16 protein-coding genes are annotated in these 20,846 nt (G+C 62.7%); 9 read left to right on the top strand and 7 right to left on the bottom strand.

Annotated elements, in window-relative coordinates; genetic code table 11:
* Positions 1-103: 103 nt before the first annotated feature.
* Positions 104-820 carry a hypothetical protein gene (locus tag MRBLPB4O_RS17375; RefSeq protein ID WP_341796065.1) on the top strand — a complete coding sequence of 239 codons (717 nt, stop codon included), beginning with the start codon at positions 104-106 and terminating at the stop codon, positions 818-820.
* A gap of 151 nt (positions 821-971) precedes the next feature.
* Here MRBLPB4O_RS17375 and MRBLPB4O_RS17370 read toward each other — a convergent pair whose 3' ends face one another.
* The 4 genes from MRBLPB4O_RS17370 to MRBLPB4O_RS17355 form a co-directional block, all read right to left on the bottom strand.
* A complete protein-coding gene (locus MRBLPB4O_RS17370; protein ID WP_229608786.1) occupies positions 972-2,135 on the bottom strand; it encodes an AAA family ATPase in 1,164 nt (387 codons plus the stop codon).
* A gap of 107 nt (positions 2,136-2,242) precedes the next feature.
* Positions 2,243-3,070, bottom strand: coding sequence for a helix-turn-helix transcriptional regulator (locus tag MRBLPB4O_RS17365; protein WP_341796064.1), 828 nt, complete (start codon positions 3,068-3,070; stop codon positions 2,243-2,245).
* 127 nt (positions 3,071-3,197) lie between these two features.
* On the bottom strand, positions 3,198-3,920 hold the full coding sequence (locus tag MRBLPB4O_RS17360) for a FadR/GntR family transcriptional regulator (protein ID WP_061203959.1): 723 nt from the start codon (positions 3,918-3,920) through the stop codon (positions 3,198-3,200).
* Positions 3,921-4,112: 192 nt separating this feature from the next.
* Positions 4,113-5,846: an IlvD/Edd family dehydratase gene (locus tag MRBLPB4O_RS17355; protein WP_341796063.1), complete on the bottom strand. Its 1,734-nt coding sequence runs from the start codon at positions 5,844-5,846 to the stop codon at positions 4,113-4,115.
* 186 nt (positions 5,847-6,032) lie between these two features.
* Here MRBLPB4O_RS17355 and MRBLPB4O_RS17350 point away from each other — a divergent pair, with 186 nt between their 5' ends.
* The 5 genes from MRBLPB4O_RS17350 (at position 6,033) to MRBLPB4O_RS17330 (ending at position 12,368) form a co-directional block, all read left to right on the top strand.
* On the top strand, positions 6,033-7,340 hold the full coding sequence (locus tag MRBLPB4O_RS17350) for an MFS transporter (RefSeq protein ID WP_061203957.1): 1,308 nt from the start codon (positions 6,033-6,035) through the stop codon (positions 7,338-7,340).
* Positions 7,341-7,368: 28 nt separating this feature from the next.
* Positions 7,369-8,358, top strand: coding sequence for an AraD1 family protein (gene araD1 / locus MRBLPB4O_RS17345; RefSeq protein WP_341796062.1), 990 nt, complete (start codon positions 7,369-7,371; stop codon positions 8,356-8,358).
* Between the two features lie 52 nt (positions 8,359-8,410).
* Positions 8,411-9,985 carry an aldehyde dehydrogenase (NADP(+)) gene (locus MRBLPB4O_RS17340; protein ID WP_341796061.1) on the top strand — a complete coding sequence of 525 codons (1,575 nt, stop codon included), beginning with the start codon at positions 8,411-8,413 and terminating at the stop codon, positions 9,983-9,985.
* Between the two features lie 85 nt (positions 9,986-10,070).
* A complete protein-coding gene (locus MRBLPB4O_RS17335; RefSeq protein WP_341796060.1) occupies positions 10,071-11,402 on the top strand; it encodes an MFS transporter in 1,332 nt (443 codons plus the stop codon).
* 9 nt (positions 11,403-11,411) lie between these two features.
* Positions 11,412-12,368, top strand: a complete 957-nt coding sequence (locus MRBLPB4O_RS17330) for a D-glycerate dehydrogenase (RefSeq protein ID WP_341796059.1) — start codon at positions 11,412-11,414, stop codon at positions 12,366-12,368.
* Between the two features lie 35 nt (positions 12,369-12,403).
* Here the strand turns inward: MRBLPB4O_RS17330 and MRBLPB4O_RS17325 are convergent, their stop codons facing one another.
* Entirely contained in the window at positions 12,404-15,487 is a 3,084-nt protein-coding gene (locus MRBLPB4O_RS17325; RefSeq protein WP_341796058.1) for an autotransporter domain-containing protein, read from the bottom strand.
* 283 nt (positions 15,488-15,770) lie between these two features.
* Here MRBLPB4O_RS17325 and glsB point away from each other — a divergent pair, with 283 nt between their 5' ends.
* Complete coding sequence (gene glsB, locus MRBLPB4O_RS17320) at positions 15,771-16,679, top strand: glutaminase B (protein WP_016499031.1); 909 nt, start codon at positions 15,771-15,773, stop codon at positions 16,677-16,679.
* Here the strand turns inward: glsB and MRBLPB4O_RS17315 are convergent, their stop codons facing one another.
* Entirely contained in the window at positions 16,680-17,603 is a 924-nt protein-coding gene (locus tag MRBLPB4O_RS17315) for a LysR family transcriptional regulator (RefSeq protein WP_341796057.1), read from the bottom strand.
* Between the two features lie 138 nt (positions 17,604-17,741).
* Between MRBLPB4O_RS17315 and MRBLPB4O_RS17310 the strand changes: the two genes are divergently transcribed.
* Both MRBLPB4O_RS17310 and MRBLPB4O_RS17305 read left to right on the top strand, forming a co-directional pair.
* Positions 17,742-18,566 carry a phytanoyl-CoA dioxygenase family protein gene (locus MRBLPB4O_RS17310; protein WP_174370184.1) on the top strand — a complete coding sequence of 275 codons (825 nt, stop codon included), beginning with the start codon at positions 17,742-17,744 and terminating at the stop codon, positions 18,564-18,566.
* An 80-nt stretch (positions 18,567-18,646) separates the two neighbouring features.
* A complete protein-coding gene (locus tag MRBLPB4O_RS17305; RefSeq protein WP_341798904.1) occupies positions 18,647-20,038 on the top strand; it encodes an amino acid permease in 1,392 nt (463 codons plus the stop codon).
* Between the two features lie 146 nt (positions 20,039-20,184).
* Here the strand turns inward: MRBLPB4O_RS17305 and MRBLPB4O_RS17300 are convergent, their stop codons facing one another.
* The gene (locus MRBLPB4O_RS17300) at positions 20,185-20,724 is read right to left on the bottom strand and encodes a DUF6708 domain-containing protein (RefSeq protein ID WP_232251928.1); all 540 of its coding nucleotides are present in this window, start codon (positions 20,722-20,724) and stop codon (positions 20,185-20,187) included.
* Positions 20,725-20,846: the final 122 nt, after the last annotated feature.

Below are 20,846 nucleotides of genomic sequence, written 5' to 3'. Positions count from 1 at the left end.
TCACGGTCTGCTGTCTGTAGCGCGATAATGGCAAAGGGGCAGCATGGACTTCCGCCATTCGGCCCTCGAAACTGATCCACTCTCATCTCGACCAGGGCAGGTCATGAATAAGCTGAAACGGACCACCTTTCTCATGCTACTGGTGACAGTAGCCTCGTTGACCGCCTGCGTCCCTTGGAAACGCGAACGCGCCGCGTACGCGGACCTCTGCGAGTCCGAGTTCCAGTTCAAGGTGCCAGGGCCGCAGGGTGAGACCACGCTCTACCTGGAAACCTACCTCTACGACCACGCAGCTCTATGGGGCGAAAAGCCCTACGAGCAAGCCCTGTACGTGCAGTACCCGGGCGAGAAGTACTCGCGGCAGGAATTTTATGTGCAACTGGTCGCCTACAACAAAGACCGTCAGCGCCCGTCGACTGATTCCAGGCGTGGCGAGCCGCCGATACCGGTGCTGTACGACAGCCGCCAGGCTTACATCACCTTTGAAGACGGTTCGCGGCTGAATGCACGGTCCGAGGTGTACGTTGGCGCCAACGAGACTTACGACTTTCCGTTGGTGAATGAGAAGACCGCCCGGCCATCGCCGTACGACATCAACAGCGATGAAGTGCACCGGATGATTCCCAGGATGACCAACAACACGCGCTATGGCTCGGCGTATGTGATTTTCCAGACGGACAAGTTTGATGCGGACTCCAAATGGACGATTCATCTGGGGACACTGGATGTGCTGGGCCGCAAGGTGGAGATTCCGCCGTTGAGGCTCTGTTATCACCCTGTGAAAAAATGGATCGGGATTGAGCCGCTGATGAGGCCTTAAGGGTATTTCCGAAGTGGGCCGGGGTGGGGCCGGGGCTGATGTTGGTCAGTTATGGCCAATGGGGCCGCTTTGCGGCCCATCGCAGGCAAGCCAGCTCCTACAGGTACGGTGCATGCCTTGGCAGTTGGGGCTGAGGCTTGGTCAGCCGTGGTCAGTCAACCCATCGCCACAGTGGCTCGTCCAGCAAGCCGACCCCTCGCAACTGCGTTTGCCCGTGGTGCTTCTCAAGCTCCAGCACATTGCACCCGTCGCACGCGGTCAATGCGTCGATCAGCGGCTTGCTGTGCGACACCACCCACACCTGGCTACGTTGCGAGGCGCGGATGATCAGGCGGGCCAGCGCAGGTAGCAGGTCGGCATGCAGGCTGGTTTCCGGTTCGTTCAGCACCATCAGTGACGGCGGGCGGGGTGTCAGCAGCGCTGCCATCAGCAACAGGTACCTCAAGGTGCCATCGGACAATTCAGCACCCCCTAACGGGCGCAGTAGCCCATGCTGGTGTAGCCGCACGCTGAACAGCCCGCCCGGCGGTGCATCAATCGCCAGGCGGCTGCCGGGAAACGCGTCGTCCAGCGCCGCTACCAGGTCTTCGACATCACCTATCTCGATAATGGTCTGCAACGCCGAAGCGAGGTTGCGGCCGTCGTGATGCAGCACCGGCGACCGGGTACCCAGCTGTGGCTGTCGACAAGGCGCATCGCGGTCGATGCGAAAGTGGTCGTAGAACCGCCAGCTGTTGATGAAGGCGCGCAGCTCACCAATCTCCGGCGCCTGGCGGGGTCGGCCGACGATGTTGAAGAAGCTCTCACCGCTGTCAGCATGCTGATCCAGCACTGCCCAGCCATTGCCCTCGCGGGCCCGCACCATGGCGTTCTTGCGCTCGACCAGCAAGGAAGCGGGCCGATAGGCACCAGCGCCCCAGATGGCTTCGCACTTTATCTCAGGGTCGAGCATGAACGCGGTCGGATACGGCAGGGGAATCGGCAGGCCGAGGGAGATGGCAAAACCGTAGTCCTCGGTAGCAAAGCCCAGGCGCAGGCGCCTGGCCTCGCTCGGGTGCTGGCCTTGGATGGGCACTTCGCCGCGCTTCATCCGTGCGCTGGTTGCCGGGCCGGCCCACCAGGTCGAATCCAGCCCGCCTTCACGGGCGAGGGCTTCGATCACGCCGCCCTGGGCGGTTTCGGCCAGCAGGCGCAGGGCCTTGTACAGGTTGGATTTGCCGCTGCCGTTGGCACCGGTCACCAGGTTGAGTTGGCCCAGCGGCAGTACCAAGTGGTTGATCGAGCGGTAGTTGCCGATGGCGAGGGTAGTGAGCATGCAGTGCTTTCCAGCGTGTACCAAGCGACCGATTGTGGCCGAAGCGGGGCTGCCTTGCCAGCTTCATCAGGCGTTCAGCCGTGTGCCTGCAGGGCCCCTGGCTAGCGTTAATGCACCTGGCCAGGCCACTTGCGCTGGGTAGCCAGCGCCAACAACTCCCGCTGCCCAGAAACCCCTAACTTGCGATACAGCCGCTTGATATATGTAGCCGCACTCGAAAGCTGAATACCCATGCTCACGCTAATGTCCTCAACCTCACACCCAGCCAGCATCAGTTGCAGCAGCTCCTGGTCACGCCGGGTCAGTTCCGGGTACAGGCTGACAACCCGTTCAGTGAGCAGGGCCGGCATCTCATTGGCTTCGAGGTAGGTGCGGTAATGCAGGCGCGAGATTTGTACGATCAGCGGGGCTGCTGTTTCGATGACATTGATTTCGTGGGGGGCAAAACGGCCGTGCTCCCGGCCCCGGTAGAAGTTTACCGATAGCCAGCGGTTGCCTTCGCAGTGCGTGAGCAGGGCAACGCGTTCGGAAATTTGCGGCAGCTCGTAGCAGATGCGACGGTAATCGCGGTGGGCTATGTCTTCGATGCCTTGGCGTTGCACCATGATGCGCTCGGCTGTGGGCAGGGCCTGGCGCGCAGTCATCGCTTGCTGGTTGCCGTCCATGCTGTAGAAGCGTTCGGCATAGTTGCTGGAGATTCTGGGTAGCTCGATCATTCGCGCGCGGTCGGCGAATGAAATGATCTGCGGGCTGCGGTTGGGGCTATAGGCGAAAATGGTGCACTGGGCCAACGGGACCTGGGCGCTGACCAGTTTCAGCATGTCGGCGGCCAACAGCTTGCCGCAGCTTTCGCTTGTGCGGGCGAGCAGGGTGGCGGTTTGCTCGATGGGTAGGCGAAAGTCGGTCGTGGAGGGGCGTAGTGGCCAGAATTCCATGCGGTACTCCCTGAGGGCAAGGCATGACTTATTGTTTTAGGCGGCCGCTGGGGCTGGGCTGTTGGGCAGGATAACCAATTTGCAGGCGCGGCGCTTAGCCTGGGGGTCTGCAAGCAGCGGCTTTGCTTCAGCTTGTCGGGTCTTGCCCCAACACCTTGCTCAACGCCACGCGTGCATCTTCCAGCTGCACCAGCGATGCATGTCGCGCCCCGAGCGCGTCGCCGTTCTGAATAGCAGTGAGAATCGCCTTGTGCCGGGGCAGGGCCAGCTGGTCGAAGTTCGGCCGCTGGTTCGAATAGCGCACCGATTCACGCAGGGCCATCGACAGCATGTTGCACAGGTAGGCGAGCAGGTCGTTATGGGTGGCATCGGCGATGCGGGCGTGGAAGTCCAGGTCGGGTTGCAGGCGCTCTTCATGAGTGCGCGCGGCTTCCATGCGCTGGTAGGCTTCGCCGATCGATGCGACATCTTCGCTGGTGGCGTTGGTGGCGGCCAGCGCGGCGGCGGCGGGCTCGATGACCCAGCGTACGCTGGACAAGGTGTTGAAGAAGTCCTTTTGCGGGGTGGCCTGCATCAGCCAGTGCAGCACGTCGGGGTCGAGCATGTGCCAGTCATGGCGGGGCCTGACCAAGGTGCCTACCCGAGGGCGGGCCTGGACCAGGCCCTTGGCGGTAAGCGCGCGCATCGCTTCACGGAACACCGGCCGGCTGATCGCGTAGCTTTCGCACAGGCTGGCCTCGGAGGGCAGCTTTTGCCCGGGTGCGAGTTGGCCGGAAACGATTTGCAGGCCAAGGTCCTGGACCAGGGTGGCGTGCATGCTTTTGCGCGTGGTGGGCTGGCGGTAGTTCATGGGGGCGCGGGTGGTCCTTCGAGCGGGGCAGGCATCATAGCATTAGTGGGTGAGGGGAGGTCTGTGAGGCAGGTTTGAGCGGGTTGGGTTTGTTCGGGGCAGGGGGGGCTGGGTGGCACGGGCTTCGCCCGTGTTCGCGGGTGAACCCGCTCCTACAGGTACCGTGCTTGTAGGAGCGGTGTTGCGAGCTGGTTAGTGCGAATGCTTGGGCACCGCTGCCCCCCGGCAGCCCACCAGAAAGTCGAAATCGCACCCTTCATCCGCCTGCATCACATGGTCCAGGTACAGCTTGGCGTAACCGCCAGTGATCAACTGTGGCGGGGCTTGCAGGTCGGCCAGGCGGCCGGCCAGTTCCTCGGCGCCAATGTCCAGGTGCAGCCGGCCTTCCTTGCAATCCAGCTCGATCCAGTCGCCTTCACGTACCGCTGCCAATGGCCCCCCCGCAGCGGCTTCGGGCGCCACGTGCAGCACCACGGTGCCGTAGGCGGTGCCGCTCATGCGGGCGTCGGAGATGCGCACCATGTCAGTCACACCCTGGGCCAGCAGCTTGGCAGGCAGGCCCATGTTGCCCACCTCGGCCATGCCTGGGTAGCCCTTGGGCCCGCAGTACTTCATCACCAGCACCGAATTGGCGTCCACCTCCAGCTCAGGGTCGTTGATGCGTGCCTTGTAATCTTCGAAGTTTTCGAACACCACAGCACGCCCGCGATGCTGCATCAGCGCAGGGGTTGCCGCTGAGGGTTTGAGCACCGCGCCCTTGGGCGCCAGGTTGCCGCGCAAGATACAGATGCCACCATCGGCCACCAGCGGTTTGTCGAGCGGGCGGATGACTTCTTCGTCATACAGCGGCGCGGCCTGGCAGTTGTCCCACAGGCTCTTGCCGTTGGCGGTCAGCGCGTTGGGGTTGGGCAGCAGGCCATGTTCACCCAGGCGGCGGATCACTGCGGGCAGGCCGCCGGCGTAATAGAACTCCTCCATCAGGAAGCGGCCCGAAGGCTGCAAGTCGACCAAGGTCGGTGTGCCGCGGCCGACGCGGGTCCAGTCTTCCAGTTGCAGGTCTACGCCAATGCGCCCGGCAATCGCCTTGAGGTGGATCACGGCGTTGGTCGAACCACCGATGGCGGCGTTGACGCGGATGGCATTCTCGAAGGCTTCGCGGGTAAGGACTTTCGACAGGCGCAGGTCTTCGCGCACCATGTCGACAATGCGCATGCCCGACAGGTGGGCGAGTACATAGCGGCGGGCATCCACAGCCGGGATGGCGGCGTTGTGTGGCAGCGAGGTGCCCAGCGCTTCGGCCATGCAGGCCATGGTCGAGGCGGTGCCCATGGTGTTGCAGGTGCCCGCCGAGCGCGACATGCCAGCCTCGGCCGAGAGGAACTCGTTGAGGTCGATCTGGCCGGCTTTATAGGCCTCGTGCATCTGCCAGACGATGGTGCCGGCGCCAATGTCCTTGCCTTTGTGCTTGCCGTTGAGCATCGGCCCGCCGGTAACCACGATCGCCGGTACGTCGCAGCTGGCGGCACCCATCAGCAGCGCCGGGGTGGTTTTGTCGCAGCCGGTCAGCAGCACCACGGCGTCCACCGGGTTGCCACGTATGGCTTCCTCCACGTCCATGCTCGCCAGGTTGCGGGTGAGCATGGCGGTGGGGCGCAGGTTGGACTCGCCGCTGGAAAACACCGGGAACTCCACCGGGAAGCCGCCAGCCTCCAGCACGCCTTTTTTCACATGCTCGGCAATTTTGCGGAAGTGGGCGTTGCACGGGGTCAGCTCCGACCAGGTGTTGCAGATGCCGATGATCGGCTTGCCTTGGAATTCGTGGTCTGGAATGCCTTGGTTCTTCATCCAGCTGCGGTACATGAAGCCGTTCTTGTCGGCGGTACCAAACCATTGGGCGGAGCGCAGGGGGCGTTTGTTATCTGACATGAGCGGGACACCTAATTAGTATTACTATTTGTCGTTATGTGGCTGACTCTACCGGCTAAAAAGGCATCTGTGAAGGGTTGTTGTTTTAAATGGTAATACTATATGATCGATTCGCCAGGTTAGCGGTCTGCCAAAAAGCCCCGGCCAGGTGCTGTGCCCATTACAAGAACAATTGGAGACATCGCCATGATCCAGGAGCAGCGGCTTGTCCGCCTGATCACACTGAAACTCATCCCTTTTCTGGTTCTGCTTTACCTGGTGGCCTATGTCGATCGTTCGGCGGTAGGCTTTGCCAAGCTGCACATGGGCGCCGACATCGGCCTGGGTGACGCGGCATATGGCCTTGGCGCCGGGCTGTTCTTCATCGGTTATTTCCTTTTCGAGGTGCCGAGCAACCTGTTGCTCGACCGCTTTGGCGCACGTCGCTGGTTTGCCCGCATTCTGCTGACCTGGGGCGCGATCACCGTCGGCATGGCGTTTGTCACGGGGCCAAATGGCTTCTATGTGATGCGCTTTTTGCTGGGGGCCGCCGAGGCGGGCTTCTTCCCCGGCGTGCTGTACTACATCACCCAGTGGTACCCGGTGCGCCATCGCGGCAAGATCCTTGGTTTCTTCATTCTTTCGCAGCCGTTGGCCATGCTGATCACCGGGCCGCTTTCCGGCGCGCTGCTGGGGCTGGAGGGCAGCTACGGCCTGCATGGTTGGCAGTGGCTGTTCATCTGTATCGGTACCCCGGCGGTGCTGCTGGCCTGGCCAACCCTGCGGCTGCTGCCGGACGGCCCAGCCAAGGTGCGCTGGCTCAGCGACGAGCAACGCAACTGGCTGCAAGAGCAGTTGGCCAACGACCTGCGCGAGTTTGGCCAGACCCGTCATGGCAACCCGCTGCATGCGCTGAAGGATGGCCGGGTGCTGTTGCTGGCGCTGTTCTACTTGCCGATGACCCTGAGCATCTACGGCCTGGGCCTGTGGCTGCCGACGCTGATCCATCAGTTTGGCGGCAGTGACCTGGTTACCGGTTTCGTCTCGGCCGTGCCCTACCTGTTCGGCATCATCGGCCTGTTGATCGTGCCGCGTAGCTCCGACCGCCTGAATGATCGCTATGGCCATCTGGGCCTGCTGTACGCACTGGGGGCCATCGGCCTGTTCTTCAGCGCCTGGCTGACGGTGCCGGTGCTGCAGTTGGCCGCGCTCTGCCTTGTGGCGTTTGCGCTGTTCTCCTGTACAGCCATCTTCTGGACGTTGCCGGGGCGGTTCTTCTCCGGTGCCAGCGCTGCTGCGGGCATCGCCTTGATCAACTCGATCGGCAACCTCGGCGGCTACCTGGGCCCGTTCGGCATCGGCGCGCTCAAGGAGCACACCGGGCAACTGTCGTCCGGCCTGTATTTCCTGGCGCTGGTGATGCTGTGCGGGGTGCTGCTCACCGGCGTTGTCTACAACCGCCTGGAGCGCCGCCAGCGCCTGGCTTCCACGCGGGCGGCGCAAGCCTCCCGCTAATCTTTGCAACCGACAAGCGAGCACAAGCATGCGACTGATCCAATTCGAAACCGCTGGCGGCGAGCGCCGCGTGGGCGTGGTGGAAGGCGAGTACGCCCTTGAAGTACGTGGCGCCAGCAGTACCCGTGAGCTGGCCCTGCAGGCCATTGCCGCTGGCCGTGACCTGGCCGGCGAGGTGCAGGCCGCCGGGCTGGGCGAGCGCCATGACTATCTGGCCTTGCTGAGCGAAGGCCGTGTATTGCCACCGCTGGACCACCCGGACCCGGCCCATTGCCTGGTGACCGGTACAGGGTTGACCCACCTGGGCAGTGCCGCCACCCGCGACAAGATGCACCAGCAGCAGGCTGAGGGTGCCGTGACCGACAGCATGCGCATGTTCCAGTGGGGCCTGGAGGGCGGTCGGCCGCCGGCGGGCGAGGAGGGTGCGCAACCGGAGTGGTTCTACAAAGGCGACGGCGGCATCGTCGTGCGCCCCGGCGCCGATTTGCCGCTACCGGCTTTCGCCGAAGATGCCGGCGAAGAGCCGGAACTGGTCGGGCTGTACCTGATCGGCACCGATGGCACGCCATACCGCCTGGGCTACGCCCTGGGCAACGAGTTCTCCGACCATGTGATGGAGCGGCGCAACTACCTGTACCTGGCGCATTCCAAGCTGCGCGCCTGCAGCTTCGGTCCGGAGCTGCGCCTGGGGGCATTGCCGGCGCACCTGGAAGGCACCAGCCGCATCCTGCGCGATGGGCAGGTGCTGTGGAGCAAGCCGTTTCTGTCGGGCGAGCAGAACATGTGCCACAGCTTCGAAAACCTTGAGTTTCATCACTTCAAGTACGACCAGTTCCTGCGTGCTGGCGATATCCATGTGCACTATTTCGGCACCGCCACGCTGTCGTTTGCTGACGGCGTTCAGGCTCGCCCGGGCGATACCTTCGAGGTCAGCCTCGACGCCTTTGGCCAGCCGTTGCGCAATGGCATTGCCGCAGCGCCTGGGCAGGTTCGCCCTGGGGTAGTGAAAAGCCTTTGAGCTTGATGCCAGCCAGTCAAGGCATCCTCTTTATCTGTTACAGGAGTCAATCATGTCTGGAAGCAACTTCATTGGCGGGCAGCGCAGCGCTGCTGGCAGTGTGCGCCTGCAAAGCGTCGATGCGCGCACCGGCGAAGCATTGCCTGTGGCCTTCATCCAGGCCACCCCTGAGGAGGTGGCCGCAGCCGCCCAGGCCGCCGAAGCGGCTTTTGCCGAATACAACGCCATGGCGCCAGAGCGCCGTGCGCAGTTTCTGGATGCCATTGCCGATCAGCTGGACGCGCTGGACGATAGCTTCGTCGCCACCGTGTGCCGCGAGACGGCGTTGCCGGCTGGGCGTATCCAGGGCGAGCGTAGCCGAACCAGCAACCAGATGCGCCTGTTCGCCAAGGTGCTGCGCCGTGGCGATTACCTGGGGGCGCGCATCGACCGCGCGCAGCCACAACGCCAGCCGCTGCCACGCCCCGACTTGCGCCAGTACTGTACCGGCCTGGGCCCGGTGGCCGTGTTCGGCGCCAGCAACTTCCCGCTCGCGTTCTCCACTGCCGGCGGTGACACCGCCGCAGCGCTGGCTGCCGGTTGCCCGGTGGTGGTCAAGGCACACAGCGGCCATATGGCCACGGCCGAGCAGGTGGCCGAGGCCATCGAGCGTGCGGCGGTAGCCACCGGCATGCCCGCTGGCGTGTTCAACATGATCTACGGTGCCGGTGTCGGTGAAGCGCTGGTACGCCACCCGGCCATCCAGGCTGTGGGCTTTACCGGTTCGCTCAAGGGCGGCCGTGCCCTGTGCGACCTGGCTGCGGCGCGCCCTCAGCCGATCCCGGTGTTTGCCGAGATGAGCAGCATCAACCCGGTGCTGGTATTGCCAGCGGCGTTGCAGGCCCGCGGCGAGCAAGTGGCCAAGGAACTGGCCGCTTCGGTGGTGCTGGGCTGCGGGCAGTTCTGCACCAACCCCGGGCTGGTCATTGGTATCGCCGGTGAGGCGTTCAGCGCCTTCGTCGCGGCACTGGCTGCGCAACTGGCGGACCAGCCCGCCCAGACCATGCTCAATGCGGGCACCTTAAGCAGCTATGCCCGCGGCGTGCAGCGCCTGCAGCAACACCCGGGCGTGCGCCATCTGGCCGGTACCGGGCAGGTAGGCGAGCAAGCCCAGGCACAGTTGTTCCAGGCCGATGTGAGCCTGCTGCTCAACGGCGACGAGCTGCTGCAGGAGGAGGTTTTCGGCCCAGCCACGGTGGTGGTCGAAGTGGCCGACCAGGCCGAATTGCACCGCGCCCTGCAAGCCCTGCATGGGCAACTGACCGCCACCCTGATTGCCGAGCCGGAAGACTTCCAGCGCTTTGCCACGCTGGTGCCCCTGCTGCAGCGCAAGGCCGGGCGCCTGTTGGTCAATGGCTACCCGACCGGCGTCGAGGTATGCGATGCGATGGTGCATGGTGGGCCGTACCCGGCCACCTCCGATGCCCGTGGTACCTCGGTCGGCACACTGGCCATCGACCGCTTCTTGCGCCCGGTGTGCTACCAGGACTACCCGGACGCGCTGCTGCCCGATGCCCTTAAAAACGCCAACCCGCTAGGCCTGCAACGCCTGGTCGATGGCCAACACAGCCGTGACGCGCTGAGCTGACCCGGCGCTGGCGCTGTATGCCCGCCGGATATGCCCCGGCGGGTTTCCGACCGACACCAGAAAATAACAACAAGAGGTTGCAGCCATGCCGAGTCGTTCCCTGCCCGCCGACCAGGTCGCGTGGGACTCATTGGATAATCGCCTGTTTCGCAAGATCAGCTGGCGCATCGTGCCGTTGTTCATCGTGTGTTTTCTGTTCGCCTATCTGGACCGGGTCAATATCAGCTTCGCCAAACTGCAGATGCAAAGCGCGCTGGGTTTCAGTGACGCTGTCTACGGCCTGGGTGCGAGCCTGTTCTTCGTCGGCTACTTCCTGTTCGAGGTACCGAGCAATGTGCTGCTGCACCGCATCGGCGCGCGTATCTGGATTGCCCGCATCATGGTCAGTTGGGGCTTGACCTCGGCGGCAATGATGTTCGTCACCAGCGAAACCTGGTTCTACGTGCTGCGTTTTCTGATTGGTGTGATGGAAGCCGGCTTCGTGCCGGGGGTACTGTACTTCTTCACCCAGTGGTACCCCAGCGATCGCCGTGCGCGCATCAACGCCTATTTCAAAAGCTCGATCTGCCTGTGTGGCATCGTCGGCGGTCCGTTGGCCGGGTTTATCCTCAGTCACTTCGACGGGGTAAGCGGCCTGGCCGGATGGCAGTGGCTGTTCTTGCTCGAAGGCCTGCCTTCGGTGGTGCTCGGCCTGCTGGTACTTTGGCTGGTCAGTGACCGCATCGAAGATGCCCGCTGGCTCGACGGCGAAGAGAAGCGCTACCTGCGCGCGCGCCTGGACGCCGAGCCCAAGCCCAGTGGTGGCAGCTCGATCAGGGCGATTTTGCGCGAGCCGGCTTCGCTGGCGCTGTCGGCGATTTACCTGTGCCTGGTCATGGCGCTGACCGGTTTGCTTTTCTGGATGCCTCAGCTGATTCGTAACGCCGGGGTGGACGATGCCCTGGATATCGGCCTGCTGACGATGATCCCGTATCTGCTGGCAGTGGTGGGCAACCTGCTGATCGGCCGCAGCTCCGACCTGCGCGGCGAGCGCCGCTGGCATATGGCGAGTTGCGCAGCGATAACCACCGTGGGTTATGCCCTTTGTGCCGGTTTCAACGCCCAGCTTTGGGTGCTGATGCTGGGCATGAGCCTGGTCATGACCGGGATCATCGCCTGGATGCCGATCTTCTGGACCTTGCCGCCTAAATACTTGGCCGGGTTGGCCGCTGCGGCCGGCATTGCGCTGATCAATTCGATTGGCCAGCTCGGCGGCATCATTGCCCCTTACATGGTGGGCAAAGTCCGAGAACTCAGCGGCTCGGCGACCCCCGCACTATGGCTGTTGACGGCGGTCAGCCTGCTGGCGGTGGTGTTGATTGTCTGGGCCGTGCCACGCCGCTTGTATGCGGCTCAATCTGAATCGCGCACCCACTGAGGAGGTTGCATGCAACGTGTCGTTTCTTTCGGCCCTGTTTCCAGCGCCGAGGTGCTGGCCGACCTTGAAAAGCGGTACCACTTCCGGCGTTTCGACCAGCCGCTGGCTGACCGCGAAAGCTTCCTGGCGGCCTTGGCCACTGCCGACGGAATGATCGGCAGTACCTTGCCGCTGGATGCCGCGCTGCTCGACTACGCGCCTGCGCTGAAGGTGATTGCCAGCGTGTCTGCCGGCATCGACAACTACCCTTTGGGCTATCTGCGCGACCGCGGTATTTGCCTGACCAACACCCCCGACGCAGTGACCGAAACCACCGCCGATACCGGGTTCATGCTGTTGATGATGGCCGCGCGACGGGCGTGTGAGCTGGGCCAACTGGTGCGTGACGGCGGCTGGACGTGCGCTATCGATGCTTCGCGCTTCGGCCTGGATGTACACGGCAAGACCTTGGGCATCGTCGGCCTTGGCCGCATTGGTGCGGCCGTGGCCAGGCGCGCGCACTTCGGTTTTGGCATGCCGGTGCTGTACAGCGGCAATAGCGCCAAGCCCGTATATGAAGCGGAGTTCGCGGCACGGCGTGTGCCGCTGATGCAGTTGCTGGCCGAGGCGGACTTCGTCTGCGTCTGCGTGCCGCTGAGTGCAGACACCCACCACCTGTTCGGCCGCGAGCAGTTCGCCGCCATGCGTGCGGATGCGGTGTTCGTCAATATTGCCCGCGGCGCGGTGGTCGACGAGGCCGCGCTGGTACAGGCGCTGGCCGAAGGGCAGATCCGTGCGGCCGGGCTGGATGTATACGAGCGGGAGCCGCTGCCAGCGGGCTCGCCATTGCTGGCGTTGCCCCAGGTGGTGGCCTTGCCGCACATTGGCTCGGCCACTGTCGAGACACGTGCGTTGATGGCCCGTACCGCAGCGGCTGAACTGGCGGCAGTGCTTGAGGGCAGGGCACCACAGCATCCCGTGCTGTAGGCCCTGGCTTGCCTGCGCAGCTCTGCCGCAGCAGCTTAGAAGCGGACCGTGATACCCGCATTGACCGAATGGAACCGGGCGTCCGAACCAAACTGGCCCTGGTACGACAGGCCCACCTCAGTCTGGCGGTTCAGTTGCACTTTCGCACCCACTTCGGTCATTGCCACGTTGCGCGTCTGGGCGATGCCCTGCACCGCGAAGTCCGGGCCACCGGCAAAGGCCTGGGTGCTGCTTGGGTCCAGGTCGCCGTAGGCGCGGCGCCAGCCCAGCGAACCGTAGAACTGGGTGTCGTGGTCAGCCACGCGGGTGCGGGTTGAAGCGCGCATGCCCACGGTCGAGAACCAGGTGTCCTGCTTTTCACTGGCCACGTCCAGGGCAGCCGCACCGCCTTTTTCGTGGAAGCTGTCGGCGTCGTACTTCACGTAGGCCACGCCCACGAACGGCTCCAGCGCCACCGCACCCAGGCCGATGCGGTAAGCCGCTTCGCCACTGGCCTGCAACGTGTTGGCGTCGCGCTCGCCCTTCAGGTGGTCGTTGAACCCGGCGAAGGCCACGTTGCGTTTGCTGTCCAGCTTGTGCCAGGTGTAGCCGACGTCTGCGCTCAGGCGCAGGGCATCGAGTTGGGCACCGGTGTACAGGCCCAGGTGGTAGTTGTCGCTGTGGCCCTTGGCATCGCGGTCGTCGGCATCGAACTTGGTGCGGCTGTAGCCACCGTAAACACCGGCGCGCCAGTCCGGGTTGATGCTGCCATCGGCGCCAATCAGTACACCGCCGGTTCTCTGGTGCAGGCCGCCAGCGCCGTTGTTGCCGTCCAGCTTGGACCAGTTGCCGAAGGTTTGCGCCCAGGCACCGCCCTGCGCTTCAGGGGTGGTTGGCATGAGGTTCGAAGCACCCAACGGCATGCGCACGCTCGTGCTGTCGAACAAGTCGCGCAGGCGGGTGCCCAGCACGCCGGAAACCACCTGGCTGTTGGCGATAAGCGCGGTGCCGGTGCTGGCGTGGTAGTCACCGGAGAGCTGGTCGATGGCATTGCGCGCGCTGTCGGCATCCAGCACCAGCAGGTTGTTGTACAGGCGCAGCGGGTCGCCGCTTTGCTGCAGCACGCTTAGTGCGCCTGCGGTGTGCCACTGGTTTTCGGTTTGCGCCACGGTCTGGAAGATGCCGGGGGTGCCAGGCCCGCCCGTTTCTGGCGGCTGCACCGGGGGGAGTACGGGGGGCTGTACGGGCGGCTGTACGGGCGGCTCGACCGGGGGCTGTACCGGTGGTTGTACAGGCGGCTCGACAGGCGGTTCCACCGGAGGCGTCACCGGTGGTTCTACGGGCGGCTCCACGGGTGGTTCAACCGGTGGTTCAACCGGTGGTTCAACCGGTGGCTCAACCGGTGGCTCAACAGGGGGAGTGGTCTTCTGCGCGATGGTCAGGTTCAGTTCGTTGGCTGTGCGCTGCAGGCTGACGTTGAGAAACGCCGAGTTGGTGAAGGCCTGGGCATAGGCCGTGCCGGCAGCCGCACCGTCCACTACACCGCCCTGGGCCGCCAACAGCGTATAGGTTTGCCCGGTCTGGTAGCTTTGCGCGTCGTTGAGCGTGGTGACATCGACCCGTGTGCCACGCAGGGTCGCGCTGCCGCTGACGTTTACGCGGTCGGCGCCGCCATTGCCGGCGATGTCTGCGGCGTAGCGCGAGCCGTCGGCCATGTCCAGGTCGCCCTTGATCGACAGGGTGCCCAACGCGCCTTCACCCGGCGAGAGGGTACCGCCCGAGGCCACATGGGTGGTGCCGACCTGGCCGTTACCGGCCAGCACGCCACCGGCCAGCACCTGGGCGCGGTTGCTGTAGTTGCCCGAGGCGTCGGTGTGGCCCACGGTGCCGTTGACCACCAGGGTGCCGTTGCCGACGCTCAGCAGCGAGGTGCCGCGTGGGTTGGTCTGGTCGACATCGCCGGCCAGCACCAAACGCCCGCCGCGCACCACCGTGCTGCCGGACATCCCGGTCAGGTCGCCGCTCAGGGTGGTGTTGCCGCTGAAGGCGTAAACGCGGCCCGCACCGCTGATGCTGTTGCTCAGTTGCAGGTCGCTGTCGGTGTGGTTGAACGCCAGCGCTCCGCTACCGGCGCCGAAGCGGATTGCCGTTTGCGGGTCCAGGCGGCCGGCGGCCTGTGCGGCGCTGGCCGTGAGGGCGTCGATATCGGTGCGGCTATCGTCTCGTACAACCCCGCCCCCGATGCTGAGGGTGCCGCGTGCGGCCGAGTTGATGCTGGTCAGCACGCTGATGTCGATGCCTTCGGTACTGCTCAGCTCGGCGCCATTGCCCAATACCAGGTTGGTGCTCGAAGTGGTGGTGCCCAAGGTCAGTGCGCGGGTGGCCAGGCGCGTGCCTTCGCCGGACACGCTCACCACGGTGTTGCGGTTCAGGTTGGCCGAGCCCAGCTCCATCGAGTCACTGGTCAGCACCGCACCGTTGCTCAGGCTGAGGTCGTTGCGGTTGCGGAAGGTGCCGGTGTTGTCCCAGCGGGTGTTGGCGCCGGACAGGTCGCTGATCGAGTTGATGGCCACACGTTCGCTGGCAAGCTGCCCGCCATCGCGCAGGGCAATGCGCGAGTCGTAAAGGAATACGCCGCCAGAAGTCACGTTGACTGCGTCCACCTTCGCACCCTGGCCACTGACCACCAGGTTCGCCCGGGACAGCGCATTGCCGGCGTTGCCGTTGTCGCTGAGCTGCAGGTCGCGCACCGATACCTGGCCGCCGTCGAGCACGTTGAGCGTGCCCTGGCCGGCGCCGCCGACCACGATGGTGTTACCCAGCACGGCAGTGGTACGGGGCACCACCCAGCGCGTACCAGGGCCCTGGACCGTGACAGTCGCCATGGCCGTACTGGCTTCGTTGTTGGTGAGCGAGCCACCGATCCGCCCACCCTTGCTGGTGAGTTCGGCGCCGTTGTTGATGGTCAGGCTGGCGGGCACGCCGTTGCCGGGGCGCAGCGACACCGTGCCATCGTAGGCGCGGTCACTGCTGAAGGTGTCCTCGCCACTGTCGAGGATGTAGTCAGCTGCTTGAGCGCTCGGCAGCAGGGCGAGGCTGATCGCGAACGTCAGCGGGGATAGTCGGAAAAGGGGATTCATAGCGACTCCAGATACTCCATTAGATGCCACGCAAGTGGCTGCCAGCCCTGAGGGCAATGGCGTTCCATATGTGCAACGGATTAACGCTGGGAGTATCGGCAAGCCCTTGCCGCGCTGAGAATAGTACGCATGTGCTAGTGGCTTGCGGAACGTGACGCTGTGCACACAGTGGGCTGTATGGCGCACATGCGTTTCTTGCCGAATGTGTGATCTATGCCGCTCAGTCTTCGTCAAGCATGCGACCCCTTACCGACGTCTGAAGGGGATTGAGCCAGGGCCTTTCATGCAAACGCTGTTGAACGAGATTCTTGAAGAAGTACGCCCCTTGATCGGCAAGGGCAAAGTGGCTGACTACATCCCAGCGCTGGCCGACGTACCGGCGCAGCAGTTGGGCATCGCGGTCTATAGCAACGATGGCAGCCATTACTGTGCAGGCGATGCAAGCGTGCCTTTTTCGGTGCAGAGTATTTCCAAGGTGTTCAGCCTGGTTCAGGCAATAGGCCACTCAGGTGAAGCCATTTGGGAGCGGCTTGGCCATGAGCCTTCAGGCCAGCCGTTCAATTCGCTGGTGCAGCTGGAGTTCGAGCGCGGGCGCCCGCGCAACCCGTTTATCAATGCGGGGGCGTTGGTGATCTGCGATATCAACCAGTCACGCTTCGCAGCACCCACGTTGTCGATGCGTGATTTTGTTCGACGTCTTTCGGGCAACCCTCACATTTCGATCGATGCCCGTGTCGCCGATTCGGAATATCAGTTCCGCGCGCGTAACGCTGCCATGGCTTACCTGATGCAGTCTTTTGGTAACTTCCATAACGAAGTCGAGCCGGTGCTGCGCAGTTACTTCAGTTACTGCGCGCTACAAATGAACTGCCTGGACTTGGCCCGGGCATTCTGCTTCCTGGCCAACGACGGGTTTTGCAAGCACAGCGAAGAGCAAATCCTCACCCGGCGCCAGGCCCAGCAGGTGAACTCGATCATGGCCACCAGCGGGCTGTATGACGAAGCCGGTAATTTCGCCTACCGAGTGGGGTTACCAGGCAAGAGTGGCGTGGGTGGCGGCATCGTGGCAATCGTGCCGGGGCAATTTACCGTATGCGTTTGGTCCCCCGAGTTGAATGCTGCGGGCAACTCCCTCGCGGGCATGGCGGCGCTGGAGTTGCTGAGTTCACGGATCGGGTGGTCGGTGTTTTGATCAGTGGGCGGGCTCGCGGGTAACGGAGCCTGCTATGTCCTGAGTCACCCAGCCCTTGAACGCCTCCGCTACCGGCGACGGGTGCATGGCGCCTGACTGGGCCAGCACCACTTTTTGTGGTGACACCTCTTCCAGTAATGGCCGGCACAGCAGCGGTGTACCGTCATAGCAGTGGTCGCCGGCTGGGCGGGTGCACGACAGGGCAACCCCGTAGCCATGCGCGACCAGACCGCGTTGCATCTCGAAGGTCTGGGTGTATTGCTGGGTGCGCGGTTGCAGGTTGTGCGCCCAAAACAGTGAAAGGAAATACTCACGCGTTTGTGCGATGTCCTCAAGAATCAGGCATTCCTGGGCCAGTTCATGCAGCGGTATCGCTGCCAGGTGGGCCAGGCGATGGTCCGTAGCGATGAGCGCGTAGGGTTTCAACTCCGCCAGTACCTGGCGCGGCAGCGAGGGATCAAGGCCGATGTCGTAAGTAAGCGCAAGCTCTGCTTTACCGGCGCTCAGGTGGCGGTGCACGCCTGCCAGGTCCGTTTCGAACAGCGTTACCTCGACATCGGGGTACTGCTTGCGAAAGCTCGATAGCAGCCGGGGTGCGAAGTATGGGCCTAAGTCTTGAAAGCAGATAAGCGACAGGTTGCCGCGCAGCGAGCCTTGCGCTGTATCGGCGTTCTGATTCATGGCGATGGCCATGCCAATGATATCGCGGGCCTGTGCGAGCAATCGCGTGCCCGCTGACGTCAGCTCCAGCCCTCGGCTGACCTGGCGCCGGAATAGCCGCTCATTCAGCGCCTCTTCAAGTTGGGCAATAGCGACCGATACCGACGGCTGTGAAACGTGGCGGGCTCTCGCCGCAGCGCTGATGCTGCCGTGTTCGGCCACGGCGACGAAGTACTCTAACTGCCGGAACGAGAAACCTATCATTTTTTCCTATACTCCGGATTAGGAAATATATTCTTTTCCTATTGGTGCCGAAACGCAATACTCGCCGTGCACCATGCTTGTCCCGCTTAACTTCTGGCAGTGGTGCTGTTGCCCAATAAAAAGACCAAAGGGTGCTTTATGAAACAGTCCGCCGAATTTCAACTCAGCGAAGAAACCATCGAAGCTTTCCAGCGTGATGGTGCTGTCTGCGTACGTAATCTGTTCACGCCGGAGGAAGTTGCACTGCTCGAAACCGGCATCGAACAGAACCTGAAAACCCCCAGCGAGCGCGCCAAAGTGGCGAGCCGCCCCGACGACCCAGGTTGGTTCTTCGAAGACTTCTGCAACTGGGGCGATATCGCTGCCTATCGCCAGTTCATCTTCGAGAGCCGGGTGGGTAGCGTTGCCGCTCAACTCATGAACAGCGAAACAGCCCGGCTTTATCACGATCATCTGCTGGTCAAGGAGCCCAACACGCGCCAGCGCACGCCTTGGCACCAGGACCAGCCGTACTACAACATCGATGGGCGCCAGAACTGCAGCATGTGGATGCCTATCGACCCCGTCGCAAGGGAATCCACCCTGGAGTTTGTAGGGGGCTCGCACCTGGGGCCGTGGCTGATGCCGCGCAGCTTCCTCGACAGCCAGGCGCAATGGTTCCCGGAAGGCAGCCTGGCCGACTTGCCGGATATCGAGGCCGACCGCAGCGCCTGGCACATCCTCGGCTGGGAGCTTTCCCCAGGCGACGCGGTGTTCTTCCACATGCTGACCTTGCACGCTTCTGGAGGTGTCGGGGGCAACCGCCGGCGCCGTGCCTTCTCGGTGCGTTTCCTGGGCGACGACATCACTCACGCACCGCGCCAGTGGAAAACTTCACCGCAGTTTCCCGGGCTCGAAACACAATTGGCCAGCGGTGCCCAGATGAACCATGAGTTGTTCCCGGTGCTGTGGCCAAGAGCTTGATGATTGAATAAATGCGTGCCTGATTAAAACGCACAGCATCTGCGTTGTGCGGACCTGATAATAAAATCAAGAAGGTATCTATGAGCGCTCAATCTTCACAACAGCTGAAGCGGGGTCTCTCTACCCGGCATATTCGCTTCATGGCATTAGGTTCTGCTATCGGTACGGGGCTGTTCTATGGCTCGGCATCGGCAATAAAACTGGCAGGGCCATCAGTGTTGCTCGCCTATTTGATAGGGGGTGCCGCCATTTACATGATGATGCGCGCCCTTGGCGAAATGGCAGTTCATAACCCGGTGTCAGGCTCGTTCGGCCACTATGCCAGCCAATACCTGGGCCGCTATTTTGGCTTTCTGACTGGTTGGAGCTACGCGTTCTCCATGTTGGTGGTGTGCCTGGCAGACGTGACGGCGTTTGGCGTCTACATGGGGCTGTGGTTCCCCGAAACACCCGCCTGGATCTGGGTGCTTGGAATAGTGTTCTTCATCGGGGCGCTGAACCTGTGTAGCGTGAAAGTGTTCGGCGAGATGGAGTTCTGGCTGTCGTTGCTGAAGGTGACCGCTATCGTTGCCATGATTGTGGCAGGCGGGGCCGTGCTGCTGTTGGGCATCCAGCTGAACGACGAGGCAGGCACTGTTGCCGGCATCTCGAACCTGTGGAGCCACGGCGGGTTCTTCCCTAATGGCATCGGTGGGATGATTGCTTCGTTCACCGTTGTGATGTTCGCTTTTGGCGGGGTCGAAATGATCGGCATTACCGCAGGCGAGGCAAAGGACCCGAAGCGCGTGCTGCCTAAGGCCATCAACTCGGTGCCTCTGCGCATTCTGCTGTTCTATATCCTCACCCTGTTCGTGCTCATGGCCATTTATCCCTGGACCAGCATTGGCAGCCACGGTAGCCCATTCGTTCAGATCTTCAGTGGCCTTGGCATCAGCTCAGCGGCAACCGTGTTGAACATCGTGGTAATTTCCGCTGCGGTATCAGCCATCAATAGCGACATATTCAGCGCCGGGCGAATGATGTACGGCATGGCTCAAAACGGCCAAGCCCCTGGCGGATTTGCATCATTGTCGCGTTTCGGTGTGCCGTGGATGACGGTTGCAGTGATGGGCGTCGCTCTGCTGTTGGGCGTGGTATTGAATTACCTGGTGCCAGAAGACTTGTTCCTGGTGCTTGCCGCGGTGGTCACTTTCTCCATTGTCTGGGTCTGGTTGATGATCCTGCTGTCGCAGGTGGCCATGCGGCGCGGCATGAGTAAGGAGGAAGTTGCTGCACTGGGCTATCGGGTGCCGCTGTGGCCAGTAGGGCCGGCTTGCGCGATTGCGTTCATGGTGTTCATCTTTGGCGTGCTCGGTTGGTTCCCGGCCAGCCGCACAGCCCTGTATGTCGGGGTTGGCTGGTTGGTCCTTCTGTCTTTGGGCTACTGGCTGTGGGGTGTACGTACACCGCGACCAGTGTCAGCCAGCGCATGAGGCATTGAACTGTGCGCGTTCCGCATTGCGAGGGGACCGGCCCCTTCGCGGGTTCACCCGCGAACACCGGCAAAGCCGGTGCCATCCAGCGCGCTGTCTCGTCCTACTGATCTTGGCCGAATCGCCAGCACCGAGTGCGGTAGTTTTCAGCAGACCTCATCCGTTGCTGGCGCAGTGCGTGACTCAAGGTCGATTTCCGTCGGCCACTGTACTTTCGGCGCCAGGCAATGCATGTGGCTCAGGCCATCGTCATCGTTCCAGTCGCGGGGTGGGTGCACGAACTTGGGCAGGGCTTCCGGGCCTTGCTGCATGAAGAGCCGGGCAATGGCCCAGTACGCCTCGCCCTCATGCAGGGTATGAGTGAAGAAGACACGATCAATGACTTCGTCAGTCTCAGGATTGCGGACTGACAGCATGACGTTTTCGATCAGGCCACCATGGCCAGGGGCGTAGATTCGGTAGACCTCGGCGGTGACGTCGTCCCAGTTGTAGGCGACGGGTTGGACACCCCAGCGTTTACGGCTGAAGATGAAGATGCGGTCGAAGCGGTACTGGTAAAAATAGACTTTCCGACGCAAGCGATTAAAGCGAATAGGCTCATCTCTAGGAAGAACAACGTCCAGTTTTATGTAAGGAAACAAAGCCCACGCGGCAGCAGGAGGGCTAAGTACCAAGAATGCATTCATCGCCCAATCACCTTGCCAGCCATCTACAATAAAGCTCCGGTACAAAAATAGCGCAATTCCACAGCAGAACAGAAGCGTGACAGTCCCAATCAAAACGCCTATGCCACGCAAATTCACCGTAG

The organism is Pseudomonas sp. LPB4.O (genome assembly GCF_038383825.1).
GTDB classification, from domain to species: domain Bacteria; phylum Pseudomonadota; class Gammaproteobacteria; order Pseudomonadales; family Pseudomonadaceae; genus Aquipseudomonas; species Aquipseudomonas putida.
Note: the sequence above shows the minus strand (reverse complement) of the source record. Positions and strands in the feature narration are given on the sequence as shown.